Raw genomic sequence first — 13,191 nt, 5'->3', positions numbered from 1 at the left:
GACGTCGCGCCTGGCTATCCGCTGCATGAATACGCCCTCGGCCGCGCGTCAACACCCGTGCCGGTGGCGGCGTTTCCTCCCGCGTCGGCACCCCGCCGATGCCTTCGGAGACATCGCATGTTCGCTCGTCCCTTGTTGCTGGCCACCCTGCTCGGCGGCGCGCTCGCCGGCGGCATGGCCGCCGCGCCCGCGCAGGCGCGCGAAGTGGTGGAACTGTCGGTCCGCACCGCGCCACCGCCGCCGATCGTGGAACGGGTGGTGGTGCGGCCCGGCTACGTGTGGATGCCCGGCTACTGGCGGTGGAACGGCCACCGCCACGTCTGGGTCGCCGGCCGCTACGTGGTGGAACGGCCCGGCTACGTCTACGTCGGCCCGCGCTGGGAGCACTACGGCCCCGCCTATCGCTTCCACGCCGGCTATTGGGCACGTCACTAGTCCCAGTTCCCCCAAACGAGGCCCGCGATCGCCGTGACGGCGGCGATCGCGGGCAACGCCGCCGCGGCGTGCAGGGCCGCGGCAAGGCGTCAACAATCGCTGCCGCCCATGGCGCCAACGTGCGCCCCTCCTACGGCACCAGCGCCGGTCACCGCGACCGCAGGATCGGCCCAGGCCATATCGCGCCGCCCGCCCCTGTGCGCCCGGCGCCAAAACCGCCCTCTCCCGCCACGCACACGCCCCCCGGCGAACACGGGCATACCGCCTGCGGCGTCGCACAGCGCAACGAGATGCCCGCCCAGCCCGGCCGCCACGCCATCGCACCGGCGAGCGGCAATTGCTTTAAAATGCCGCCATCGCGACGCTCAGGGCCTGTTCCGGAACCGTCGCGTTTTTGTTTTGCGCCACCCCCAGGCACGGTCCTGGACCATGGTGCCCGACACCTGCAACGCCAGCGGAGCCCCCATGCTTTTCGAAACGCTAGCCAACACCGGCCACGAACAGGTCGTCTTCTGCCATAACCGCGACGTGGGACTGCAGGCGATCATCGCCATCCACAACACCGTGCTCGGCCCCGCGCTGGGCGGCGTGCGCATGCGCCCCTACGCCAACACCGAGTCCGCCCTGCAGGACGCGCTGCGGCTCAGCCGCACCATGACCTACAAGAACGCGCTGGCCGGGCTCAACATCGGCGGCGGCAAGGCGGTGATCATCGGCGACCCGAAGAGCGACAAGTCCGAAGCGCTGTTCCGCGCCTTCGGCCGCTACGTCGATTCGCTGGGCGGCCGCTACATCACCGCCGAGGACGTCGGCACCGACGTCAACGACATGGAGCAGATCTACCTGGAGACCGAGTACGTCACCGGCGTGCACCAGGTGCATGGCGGCTCCGGCGACCCGGCGCCGTTCACCGCCTACGGCGCGCTGCAGGCGCTGATGGCCTCGCTGCAACGCAAGTTCGGCCACGAGGAGATCGGCAAGACCAGCATCGCCGTGCAGGGCCTGGGCCACATCGGCATGGAGCTGGTGAAGCTGCTCAAGGAACGCGGCGCCAAGCTGTACGTGACCGACCTGGACCCGGCGCTGGTCGCACGCGCGGTGGCCGAGTACGGCGCCGAGGCGGTGGACCCGGACGACATCTACGACGTCGCCGCCGACGTGCTGGCCCCGTGCGCGCTGGAAAGCGCGCTCGACGAGGCCAAGCTGCCGCGGCTCAAGGTCAAGATCGTCTGCGGCACCGCCAACAATCAGTTGGCCAATCCCGCCGTCGGCGAGGAACTGCACCGCCGCGGCATCCTCTACGCGCCGGACTACGCGGTCAACGCCGGCGGCGTGATGAACGTGTCGCTGGAGATCGACGGCTACAACCGCGAACGCGCGATGCGGCTGATCCGCAGCATGTACCACAACCTCGGCAAGATCTTCGACCTGTCCGAGCGCGAGAACATTCCGCCGCAACAGGCCGCCGACCGCATCGCCGAGGCGCGCATGCAGGCGATCGGCAAGCTCAAGCTGCCGCTGGGCCGCACCGCGCCGCGCTCGATGGGCCATCTGCGCGGCGAGTGACGCCGCGCACCGTCTGCACCACAGGCGGAATGCCGCAGATCGCAGGACCGGGACGTCCCGGCCCTGCTTGACGGATCGACCCCACACCGGCGCCGCACGCGCCGGACCGGGTCCCCGGACTCAGAAGCCCAGGCGATAGCGCAGCGACACCGCGCGATCGTCGCCACGCGGGCCGAAGCGCTGGTCGTAGCCCAGCCCCAGCAGCCCGCCGTTCCAGCGGGTCTGCAGGCTGGCGCCGAACAGGCCGCCCGAACGCGCCGGCTGCAGGTCCACCAGCGGCGCCCAGGCGTTCACGCCGACGAAGCTGGCCTGCCGGTCCAGGCCCTGCGCGGCCAGCGTCTGCTGCCATTCCGCATACCCCTGCAGCGACCAGCCGCGCCCGCCGAAGCCGCCACGCAGGCCGGCCAGCGCCTGGCTGCGCGAGGAACTGGCGGCACCGGCCATCAGTCCGAAGCCATCGCCGCCCTGTTCGCGGAAGCCATCGCTGTCGATGCGGCTGTAGTCGGCGCCGGCATACGGCGTCAGCCACGTCGGACCGCGTCCGAGCCGATAGCCGACCTCGACGCTGGAAGCCAGGAAGCGGCCGGCATAGCGGCTGGACGCGTCGGCGACGGTGTCGCCGAGCAGCAGGCTGCGGTCGAGCTGGCGCTGGTACTGGCCGGTGCCCAGTTGCGCCAGCGCGTAGGCGTCGCCGGCCACCGCGCCAAGGTAGGCCTGGCCCTGCACCTGGCGGTTGCGGCTGCGGTCCAGGCCGCCGGCGTCGCTGGCGCGGCTTTCGCCGAAGGCGAAGCCGGCCACCGCGTGGTCGCCCAGCCGCAGGTCCTGGCCCATCAGCCAGCCATCGAGCTGGAACGCGCTGCCGGCGAAGCTGCCCTGCCCGGTCTCGCCCAGGCGCTGGCTCCAGGCGCCGACCGCGCGCGGCTGGTCGACCAGCGTGTCGAAGCGGCTGGACAGCGCGCGCCGCTGCAGGTCCATGGTGTCGAAGGTCATCGCAGTGGCCGCGGCATGCGCCTCGCCGGACAGGCTGCGCAGCGTCGCCGACGCCGCCGCCACGCTCGGCGACTGCTGCACCGCGCCGGCCGCCTTGAGCAGGGCGCCGTCGACCGTGGCCGGAGCCTGGCTCAGTTGCGTGTTGAGCTGCGCGAACGCCGCATCCACGCGCATCGCCGAGGCCAGCGTGGCGGCGCTGATGTTGCCGAAGCTGGCCGCGGCAGCGGTGACGCTCAGCGACTGCACGGTGATCGAGGCGCTGGTGGCGTCGTAGGACAGCGACGAGGTCAGGAACACGTTCGACGGCGTGGTCACCGAGGCGAAGGTGCCGGTGAGCCCGCCATTGGCCTGCAGCACCGTGTACGCGGTGTTGTTGACCACGTAGTCGCGCTTGCCCAGCACGTACAGCGAACCGCCCTGCAGGACGGCGCTGCCGCCGACCGAGAGCTTGTCGCCGACCAGCAGGGCCAGGCGGCCGTTGCTGCTCTGCACGTAGTTGCCGCTCAGGCTCAGGGTGGCCGCGCCGACCTGGAAGGTGCCGGCATTGGCGACGCTGCCGCCGAGCGCGCCGGTGCCGATGAAGGTCGCGCCGTTGCTGATCGCCACGTTGGAACTGCCGAGGCTGGCCGCGCTGAGCGTGCCGCCCTGCACCTGGGTGTCGCCGCTGTAGGTGTTCTGCGTGCCGCTCAGGGTCAGCGTGCCGCTGCCCTGCTTGATCAGGCCGCCGCTGCCGGCGATGTCGTTGGCCCAGGTCGAGCTGCCGGTGAACCCCACCGTCACGTCGCCCCAGTCGAAACGGCCCGGTCCCTGCACCGCCTTGCCGACGTTGAGCAGGCCGTAGCCGAAGGTCGCATCCACGCCCGGCGTGCCCAGGTCGGTGGCGGTGCCGAGCAGGGTCTGCCGGACCAGGTCGTTGGTGAAGTACGGGAAGGCCTGCCAGACCAGCGCCGCCGCACCGGACACCAGCGGCGCCGCGTACGAGGTGCCGCTGCCGTAGTAGTAGTCGGGGTTGCTGGTGGACGTGGTCGCCTTGGGATCGACGAACACCTCGGTGCCGGGCGCGACCAGGCAGTAGCGCATCGCCGCGCCGCAGGCGTTGGAATACGAGGCCAGCTGTGTGCCGGTGGTGGAATCGGTGGCCGCCACCACCAGCCAGCCGCGCTCCAGGTCCGCCGCAGGCAGCGTGCCATTGGGGCCGGCCTTGCTGGGCAGCGAGGCGATGTCCGAGGGCGTGGCCTTGGATTCGTTGCCGGCGGCGAACACCACCAGGCCGCCGTTGCCGAGCACGAACGGGCGGTACTCGTCGGCGATGGCGTTGGTCGAATTCAGGTCGGTCCAGTAGATGCCGCCCCAGGAGTTGTTCATCACCTTGACCCCGGCATTGATCAGGTCCTGGTGCACCTGGGTCAGGCCCAGGCCGCCACTGACCTGGTTGCCGCTGCCGCTGCCGTCGTCCTTGGGCGGCGTGTCGGAGATGATGCGCGCGGACACGATCTGCGCGCCCGGCGCGATGCCGCCCGGCCACTGTCCGACCGACTTGCCCGCCGCCAGCTGCGCCACGGTGGTGCCGTGGCCGTCGACGTCGTCGACCTTGGTGTTGTTCTGGCTCGGATCGACGTAGATCAGGTTCGACACCACCCGTCCGGCCAGCGCCGGATGGTTGCGGTTGACGCCGGTATCGACCACGCCGATGCGGTAACCGCTGCCGTCGTAGCCTGCGTTGTGCGCGGCCAGCGTATTGGTCAGGGTCAGGTGCGCGTCGAACGCCGGCTGGGGCGGCGGCGGCGAAGTCGGGGGAGGCGACGTCGGCGGCGGCGGTGGGGGCGGCGGCGGCGAGGTCGGTGGCGGCGATGTGGGCGGCGGGCTGCCGTGGACCAGATTGCCGCCACCGCCACCGCCGCCACCGCACGAGGTCAGCGCAACCGCCACCGCGGCTGCCAGCAGCGACCGTGTCATCAATGCCCGCATGTCGTTCCCCTCTCCCTTGATCTGCCGCACCGTCCGGTGCCATTCCCATTCATCGGCCGTCGGCGACGGCGATCACCCACGCCAATCTACACCGAAACATCGCCCACGGGACGGCCGCCCCGGGTCCCTGCGATTTGGCAGAACCCGCGCCGCGGCAGATAATCGGAACACCACTTTCGTAAGGGTTTGCCATGACCGAGATCGTCATCGCCGCGGCCAAGCGCACCGCCATCGGCGCGTTCCTGGGCCAGTTCAACGGCGTGCCCACGCCGACGCTGGGCGCCGCGGCCATCCGCGCCGCGCTGGAGCAGTCCGGCATCCCCGCCGCCGACGTTTCCGAAGTCATCATAGGCTGCGTGCTGCCGGCCAACCTCGGCCAGGCTCCGGCGCGCCAGGCCGCGCGCGCGGCCGGCGTGCCCGACGCCACCGGCGCCACCACCATCAACAAGGTCTGCGGCTCGGGCATGAAGGCGGTGATGCTGGGCCACGACCTGATCAAGGCCGGCTCGGCCAGCATCGTCGTCGCCGGCGGCATGGAATCGATGAGCAACGCGCCGCACCTGCTGCCCAACTCGCGCACCGGCAACCGCTACGGCAACTTCCAGGCGGTCGACCACATGGCCTGGGACGGCCTGACCAATCCCGACGACGGCCAGGCGATGGGCGTGTTCGGCGAGGCCACCGCGGAGAAGTTCGGCTTCAGCCGCCAGGACCAGGACGCGTTCGCGATCGAATCGGTGACGCGCGCGCAGGCCGCACAGCGCGATGGCGCCTTCGCCGACGAGATCGTTGCGGTCGCCGTGGCCACCCGCAAGGGCGAGGTGCAGGTCGACAGCGACGAGCAGCCGGGCAAGTCCGACGTGACCAAGATCCCGGCGCTGAAGCCGGCGTTCAAGAAGGACGGCACGGTCACCGCGGCCAGTTCCTCGAGCATCTCCGACGGTGCCGCCGCACTGGTGCTGCTGGGCGCCGACGAGGCCGCACGCCGTGGCGTCGCGCCGCTGGCGCGGATCGTCGGCCACGCGACCTTTTCGCAGGCGCCGGAGTGGTTCACCACCGCACCGGTGGGCGCGATCCGCAAGCTGCTCGACCAGGTCGGCTGGAGCCTGGACCAGGTCGACCTGTTCGAAATCAACGAAGCCTTCGCCGTGGTGGCGATGGTGCCGATCAAGGAACTGGGCCTGGACCACGCCAAGGTCAACGTGCACGGCGGCGCCTGCGCGCTCGGCCATCCGATCGGCGCCTCCGGCGCGCGCCTGCTGGTGACATTGCTAAATGCGTTGCGCAGCCGTGGCGGCCGCCGCGGAATCGCGACGCTGTGCATCGGTGGCGGTGAAGCGACGGCCATCGCCATCGAATTGATTTGATTGGAATTAACCCCTGAAACACAAAAATGAATGCGCGTGCGCTTGACAGCCGACTTTGGCTTGTCATCATGTTGAGGGCGCGCATTCGCGCGTTGCCTAACTAAACGACGAGGATAGACACAATGAGCATCAACAAGCTGCTGATCGCAATGGCCCTGGGCCTGGCCCTGGCCGCGTGCTCGAAGCAGGAGCAGGCCCAGGACGCCGCCGCTTCCGCTAACGAAGCCGCCACCGACGCCCAGGCTGCTGCCGACCAGTCGGCTGCCGCCGGCGCCCCGACCGCCGACGCCGCTCAGGCCGCTGCCGACACCGCCGCGACCGCCGCCAACACCGCTGCCGACGCTTCGGCCGCTGCTGCTGCTGCCCCGACCGATGCCGCTGCCGACAAGGCTGCCGACACCGCCAAGGCTGCGGAAGACACCGCCGACAAGGCGAAGGACGCTGCTCAGGAAGCCAAGAAGTAATCACTTCTTGCTTTTTGCAGTCCTGAAAGAGCCGCTGGTCCGCCAGCGGCTTTTTCTTTGCTTGGCGTTTGCCGAGGAGCGCGGCGACGGCGCCACCAGCGTGCCGGCACAGCGCGTCACGAAGGGCGGCGAGTGCAACGGCGCACGCATGTTCGCCTCTCGCGAATGCCGCAACGTCTTCCCCGCTGACGTCGCTTCGCAAACGCGCATCCCCGCAGGATTTGTCCGTGCCATTGCGTCGTCATCGCGTTGTGCGCCTGCGCGCTGTACGCATACCCGCACGACGCGCCGCACCGCCGGCAGCGGCCGCGCGACCTGCTGGACGCCAGCGGTAAGCGACGCGGTCGATGCGCACCGCTGCCACGCGCCGCGCAAGTGCGGGCACGTACGCGCCGACGCCATGCATCTGCATTGCCCGCATCGTCCGCCTACGACCGCGACGGCGCGCATCGCCGTGTCTGGCTCCATACTCGCGGCTTCTCCCCGATCAGCGGCAGCGCCTTCCTGAACACTGCCCAGCGCCACGGCCCCGCCTTGACGCAGGCTGCATGCGCGCCCGCCTAGGCTGCGCCGCGTCACCCACCCGTGGACGGAGAAGCCGCATGAACAAGACCCCGATCGTCGCCCTGCTGGGCGCCCTCGCACTGGCCGGCTGCCAGGGTCCCGAATCGCAGCAGGCGCAACGCGACGCCAAGGTCGCCGCCGAGCAGACCGGCGAGGCCGCCAAGGAGGCCGCGGGCCAGGTCGCGCAGGCCGGGCGCGAAGTGGCCGCCGACGCACGCGACGCCGCGCACCGTGCCGCCAACTCCGATGCGGTGCAGGATGCCTCGGCCGCGGCCAAGGAAATGGCGGCCGATGCCAGCGAGGCCACCGCCCAGGCCGCGCAGAAGGTGGCCGACAAGGCTCGCGAGAACGCCAACGAAGATCCGCACAACGGCGACCGCGAACGTCATTGAGCGACCACAGCCACCCCCGCGCCCGCGGGGGTGGCAGCTGCCAACGGCGCGTGCCGCGCGCCGTCAGTACCTGACTTCATTTTGTGACGCCGGTCCAGGGCGTCGGCGGCATCCCAGTAGAATTTTCCGATGCCGATCCTCCAACGCGTACGGGCCAGGACCCGTCTAGCCCTGCTGTTTTCCGCCGCGGTCTTCGTGGTGATCGGCGTCGGCGTCTTCTACGGCGCGCAGCGCGCGATTTCCGACGCCGCACGCGTCGCCCACACCCACGAAGTGCTGCGCAACATCGACGAGGTGCAATCCACCTTGCTGATGACCGAATCCTCGTTACGTGGCTACGAGTTGACCGACAACCAGGCCTATCTGACCCTCTACTACGACAGCGCCGAGCGCGTGCCGCGGCAGTTGGCGCAGCTGCGCCAGTTGGTGTCCGACAATCCCGTGCAGATCGCCAACATCCAGGTGCTGCAGCAGTTGATGGACACGCGTCTGCGGCAGATGCGGGAGATGCTCGCGGTGTACCAGCGCGACGGGCTGCAGGCGCTGCGGCAGGCGATGGCGCCCAGCGTGTACCAGAGCTCCAGCGCGATCCGCGACCAGGTGCAGCAGATGACCGACGTGGAACTGCAACTGCTGCGGAGCCGCGACACCTCCAACCAGCGCAGCGCCGACATGCTGCTGGTGCTCGCCCTGGCCGGCATCCCGTTCGGCCTGGGCAGCGTCGGCGTGGTGTACGCGCTGCTGCTGCGCGAATTGCGCAACCGCAGCAACGCCGAACAGGCCGCGTCGGTCGCCAACGAGAAGATGGAAGCCAGCATCACCGAGCTGGAGCGCACCAGTGCCGACCTCAACGCGCTCAGCCGCTATACCGGCCTGCTGCAGAGCTGCGTGGAGCCGGCCGAGGCACTGACGGTGACCGCACGCCTACTCGCCGCGCTGATGCCCGACACCGGCGGCAGCGTCTACCTGCTGCGCGCCTCGCGCGACCGCGCCGAGGAGATCGTCAGTTGGGGCCAGCCGCCGGTCGGCAGCGAGCCGGCCGTGGCGCCGCAGGACTGCTGGGCCTTGCGTCGCGACAAGAGCCATTTCGTGCATGCGCAGGGCCACGACTCGGCCTGCGCGCATCTGCGCGAGGATCCTTACGCCGCCGGTGCCAGCACCGCCTGCATCCCGCTGTCCGCGCAGGGCGCGCAATTAGGCTTCGTGTTCCTGGCCGGGCGCGGCACCGGTCCGCTGCCGCGCATCGCCATCGCCGAGGCCGCCGCCGAGCAGTTGTCGCTGGCGCTGAGCAACCTGCGCCTGCGCGAGTCGCTGCGCCTGCAGTCGATCCGCGACCCGCTCACCGGCCTGTTCAACCGGCGCTACCTGGAAGAATCGCTCAACCACGAACTGGCCCGCTGCGGACGCCGGCAGATGCCGCTGTCGCTGCTGATGCTGGACGTGGACCACTTCAAGCAGTTCAACGACCTGCACGGTCACGGCGGCGGCGACGCCCTGCTGGCCGCGGTCGGGCAGATGCTGTCGACGCGTCTGCGCGGCGAGGACATCGCCTGCCGCTACGGCGGCGAGGAGTTCACGGTGATCCTGCCGGAGACCGGGCCGGAACAGGCGCAGGCCATCGCCGAACAGATCCGCGGCGCCGCCCAGCAATTGAGCGCGACCGTGGACGGCAAGGCGCTGCCGGCGGTGACCATGTCGATCGGCGTGGCCAGCTATGCGCGCGACGGCGTGGTCGCGACCACCCTGCTGCGCAAGGCCGATGCGGCGCTGTACCGGGCCAAGCGCTGCGGCCGCAACCAGGTGCAGGCCTACGACCCGGCGCTGGACGGCATGGGCTGAACCGGCGGCGGTCGCGGTCGGGGCGCCGTTTTGAAGAAAGCGTCACAAAACCGACGCGATAGAGCGGCGATAGTCGCGCTTCCCCCGACTGGAGACGACAGCCCATGTCCATCTGGAAAGACCAGGGTCCCGCGCGCAAGGATGGCCTGCCGCCCGTTCCCGGTAATGGCGCTTTGCCGCCGGAGCCGCGCCCGCCGGGCGATGCCGCTCCGGGCGAACCGCTCGCCGCGGTCGCGGCCGCCGCCCCTGCCGCCCGCACCCCTGCGCCGGCACCCGTCGCGAAGGAATCGCTGATCGCCGCCGACATCAGCATCGAGGGCAAGATCGAGGGTACCGGGCACATCCGCATCGCCGGCAAGTTCAAGGGCGACGTCAACGTGCAGGGCGACCTCACCATCGAGACCGGCGCCAAGCTCAGCGGCGGCGTGCGCGCCGACAAGGTGGTCATCGCCGGCGAGCTGGAGGGCAACATCGAATCCGCCTCGCGGGTGGAACTGCTCGCCTCCGGCGCGCTGATCGGCGACGTCAAGGCCGGCTCGCTGACCGTGGCTGCCGGCTCGCGCATGCGCGGCCAGGCCGACTTCGGTTGGGACGACGACAAGCATGCCCGCAAGGGCGGCAAGCCCGCGGAGTCCGACGCCGGCGCATGAGCAGCCCGCGTCCCGGCAGTCCGGGGGCGACCCGGACCTGCCCGCACTGCAAGGCCACCATCCTCGAAAGCGCCAGCGTCTGCCCGGCGTGCAAGCACCATCTGCGCTTCGATTCGGCGGTGCTGCAGCAGTCGGCGCCGTCGGCGCTGGTGCCGCTGCGGGTGGAGGGCAGCATCCGCCACCCGGACGACGGCAGCGCCTGGGAATACACCGTGCTGGTGAGCATCCGCAACGGCCGCGGCGAGGAGATCAAGCGCCAACTGGTCGGCGTCGGCGCCATGCTCGACGGCGAAGAGCGCAGCTTCACGCTGTCGGTGGAGGCCACGCCGGTACGTGGGGGGAAGCGCGGGAGGCATTAGCGCCTGTGGCGCGTGGATTGGGGATTGGGGATTCGTAAGAGCCTGCCCCTCTCCCCTTGGGAGAGGGGTTGGAGTGAGGGTACGGTCGCGCGACGCCGGTGATCGCTGCATTTACTGCCTGGTTAGGCTGGCGGCCGTACCCTCATCCGCCCCTTCGGGGCACCTTCTCCCGATGGGAGAAGGAAGCGCCGGCCCGCTTCCTTTTTCAGCGTATGAAGACGCAACGGGCTGCAATGCGGCACACCGGCGCCAGAAGTGCAGCCCCTCTCCCACCGGGAGAGGGGTTGGGGTGAGGGTACGACCGCACGACGACCGTGATCGCTGCACTTGCTGCCTGGCTACGCTGGCGGCCGTACCCTCATCCGCCCCTTCGGGCACCTTCTCCCGGAGGGAGAAGGAAGTGCCGGCCCGCTTCCTTTCCCAGCGAATGAAGACGCCATGGGCTGCGATGCCGTACACCAGCGCCTAGAAGTGCAGCCCCTCTCCCACCGGGAGAGGGGTTGGGGTGAGGGTACGAGCGCGCGACGACGATGATCGCTGCACTTGCTGCCTGGCTAGGCTGGCTGTCGCGCCCTCATCCGCCCCTTCGGTGCACCTTCTCCCGGAGGGAGAAGGAAGTGCCCGCCGGCTTCCTGTCCCAGCGAACGAAGACGCCACGGGCCGCAATGCGGCACACCGGCGCCAGAAGTGCAGCCGCTCTCCCACCGGGAGAGAGGTTGGGGTGAGGGTACGAGCGCGCGACGCCGGTGATCGCTGCATTTGCTGCCTGGCTACGCTGGCGGCCATACCCTCATCCGCCCCTTCGGGGCACCTTCTCCCGATGGGAGAAGGGAGAAGGAAGTGCCGGCCCACTCATTTCCCACTTGGCGACGGCGCGGTGGGTCGCCATGGCGCATACCTACGGCAACGCGCGCACCAGCAGTTCCTCGACCGGCACACCCGGCTCCAGCGTGCCGAACGCCAGGCCATGCGCGTCGGCCAGGCGGCTGCGCACGAACGCGCCAGCAGCCGGGCTGGCGCTGCGCAGCAGGAGTGCGGCCTGCAAGGCCAGTGCGATGCGTTCGGCCAGGCGCCGTGCGCCGTACTCGTCCACTTCGGCGTGGCCGGCCAGCGGCGCGCGCAGTGCGTCCAGCGCCGCGTCGTACGCCGGGTTGCTGCCGGCCGCGGTCTGCAGCTCCGCCAGGACCGCGGCCGCGCTGGCCGGCTCGCGCGCCAGCGCACGCAGCACGTCCAGGCACTGGATGTTGCCGCTGCCCTCCCAGATCGAATTCAGCGGCGCCTGCCGGTACAGCCGCGGCAGGATCGACTCCTCGACGTAGCCGGCGCCGCCCAGGCATTCCTGCGCCTCGTTGACGAAGGCCGGCGCGCGCCTGCACAGCCAGTACTTGCCCAGCGCGGTGGCGATGCGCGCGAACGCCGCTTCCGACGCATCGGCGTCGGCCGCGTCCACTGCGCGCGCCACCCGCAGCGCGAACGCGGTGGCGGCTTCCGATTCCAGGGCCAGATCGGCCAGCACGTTGCGCATCAGCGGCTGCTCGACCAGGCGCTTGCCGAACGCGACGCGATGCCGCGCGTGGTGCAGCGCCTGCGCCAGGGCCATGCGCATCTGCGCGGCGGCGGCGAGCATGCAGTCGAGCCGGGTCAGCATCACCATGCCGATGATCCGCGCCACGCCGCGCCCTTCCTCGCCGACCCGCTGCGCCCAGGCCCCGGCGAACTCCACTTCGCTGGACGCGTTGGACCAGTCGCCCAGCTTGTCCTTCAGCCGCATCAGCCGCAGCGCATTGAGTTGGCCATCGGGAAGGCGCCGCGGCAGCAGGAAGCAGGTCAGGCCGCCCGGCGCCTGCGCCAGCACCAGGAAGCCGTCGGACATCGGCGCGGAGAAGAACCACTTGTGCCCGACCAGGCTGTACGCGCCGGCGCCGTCCAGCGGCGTGGCGACGGTGGCGTTGCGGCGCACGTCAGAGCCGCCCTGCTTCTCGGTCATGCCCATGCCCAGGGTGATGCCGGTCTTGTCGGCGATCGGCACATCGCGCGGGTCGTAGTGCGGCGCGGCGGCCTTGTCGGCCCACGCGCGCAAGGCCGGCTCCTGGCGCAGCACCGCCACCGCGGCGTGGGTCATGGTCAGCGGGCAACTGGTGCCGGCCTCGGCCTGGTGGTGGAGGTAGCTCAGCGCGGCGCGCGCCACATGCGCCCCCGGCTGCGGGGTGTGCCAGGACAGCCCGGCCACGCCATGGCGCTTGGCCGCGTCCAGCAACTGGTGATAGGCCGGGTGGAACTCGACCGTGTCGATGCGGTGGCCGTAGCGATCGTGCGTGCGCAGCCGCGGTCGGTCGCGGTTGGCGTCGAAGCCGAGCCGATACAGCGCATCGCCGGCCAGCGCACCGTACTGCGCCAGCGCCGCAGCGAAGCTGTCCGCGCCCTCGCGTGCGCAGGCCTCACGCAGCACCGCGTCGTCGGCCCACAGATCGCGCGGTTCGAACGGTGGCGGCTGGTTGTCGACCGTGTGCGTGGCGAAGACCGGCAGGTCCGTGTGCATGCATCTCCCTCCCAGAAGCGCTGCACGCATTGTGGCCGATCCGTCGCGCGGCCGCGAA

Annotated in this window: 10 protein-coding genes; 8 read left to right on the top strand and 2 right to left on the bottom strand. The window is 70.6% G+C overall.

Features of this window, described 5'->3' with window-relative positions; translation table 11 throughout:
- The first annotated feature begins 117 nt into the window (after window positions 1-117).
- Both J7357_RS16400 and J7357_RS16395 read left to right on the top strand, forming a co-directional pair.
- Window positions 118-435, top strand: a complete 318-nt coding sequence (locus tag J7357_RS16400; RefSeq protein ID WP_041500459.1) for a YXWGXW repeat-containing protein — start codon at window positions 118-120, stop codon at window positions 433-435.
- 465 nt (window positions 436-900) lie between these two features.
- Window positions 901-2,001: a Glu/Leu/Phe/Val dehydrogenase dimerization domain-containing protein gene (locus tag J7357_RS16395; protein WP_010342303.1), complete on the top strand. Its 1,101-nt coding sequence runs from the start codon at window positions 901-903 to the stop codon at window positions 1,999-2,001.
- 120 nt (window positions 2,002-2,121) lie between these two features.
- On the opposite strand, the gene J7357_RS16390 is transcribed toward J7357_RS16395, so the two are convergent.
- Window positions 2,122-4,947: an autotransporter serine protease gene (locus J7357_RS16390; RefSeq protein ID WP_244667607.1), complete on the bottom strand. Its 2,826-nt coding sequence runs from the start codon at window positions 4,945-4,947 to the stop codon at window positions 2,122-2,124.
- 203 nt (window positions 4,948-5,150) lie between these two features.
- On the opposite strand from J7357_RS16390, the gene J7357_RS16385 reads away from it, so the two are divergent.
- The 6 genes from J7357_RS16385 (at window position 5,151) to J7357_RS16360 (ending at window position 10,594) form a co-directional block, all read left to right on the top strand.
- Entirely contained in the window at window positions 5,151-6,326 is a 1,176-nt protein-coding gene (locus J7357_RS16385) for a thiolase family protein (protein ID WP_209248119.1), read from the top strand.
- 122 nt (window positions 6,327-6,448) lie between these two features.
- Window positions 6,449-6,790, top strand: coding sequence for a hypothetical protein (locus tag J7357_RS16380; protein ID WP_048490955.1), 342 nt, complete (start codon window positions 6,449-6,451; stop codon window positions 6,788-6,790).
- A gap of 602 nt (window positions 6,791-7,392) precedes the next feature.
- On the top strand, window positions 7,393-7,746 hold the full coding sequence (locus J7357_RS16375) for a hypothetical protein (protein WP_209248117.1): 354 nt from the start codon (window positions 7,393-7,395) through the stop codon (window positions 7,744-7,746).
- A 129-nt stretch (window positions 7,747-7,875) separates the two neighbouring features.
- The gene (locus J7357_RS16370; RefSeq protein WP_209248115.1) at window positions 7,876-9,585 is read left to right on the top strand and encodes a diguanylate cyclase; all 1,710 of its coding nucleotides are present in this window, start codon (window positions 7,876-7,878) and stop codon (window positions 9,583-9,585) included.
- A gap of 104 nt (window positions 9,586-9,689) precedes the next feature.
- A complete protein-coding gene (locus tag J7357_RS16365; RefSeq protein WP_209248113.1) occupies window positions 9,690-10,235 on the top strand; it encodes a polymer-forming cytoskeletal protein in 546 nt (181 codons plus the stop codon).
- Window positions 10,232-10,594, top strand: coding sequence for a hypothetical protein (locus J7357_RS16360; RefSeq protein ID WP_010342294.1), 363 nt, complete (start codon window positions 10,232-10,234; stop codon window positions 10,592-10,594). Before J7357_RS16365 ends, J7357_RS16360 begins: the two co-directional genes overlap by 4 nt.
- A gap of 898 nt (window positions 10,595-11,492) precedes the next feature.
- On the opposite strand, the gene J7357_RS16355 is transcribed toward J7357_RS16360, so the two are convergent.
- Window positions 11,493-13,133 carry an acyl-CoA dehydrogenase family protein gene (locus J7357_RS16355; protein ID WP_209248111.1) on the bottom strand — a complete coding sequence of 547 codons (1,641 nt, stop codon included), beginning with the start codon at window positions 13,131-13,133 and terminating at the stop codon, window positions 11,493-11,495.
- Between the last annotated feature and the right edge of the window lie 58 nt (window positions 13,134-13,191).

Origin of the sequence: Xanthomonas sp. D-109 (assembly GCF_017746095.1) — a bacterium.
Taxonomy (GTDB): Bacteria; Pseudomonadota; Gammaproteobacteria; order Xanthomonadales; family Xanthomonadaceae; genus Xanthomonas_A; species Xanthomonas_A sacchari.
Note: the sequence above shows the minus strand (reverse complement) of the source record. Positions and strands in the feature narration are given on the sequence as shown.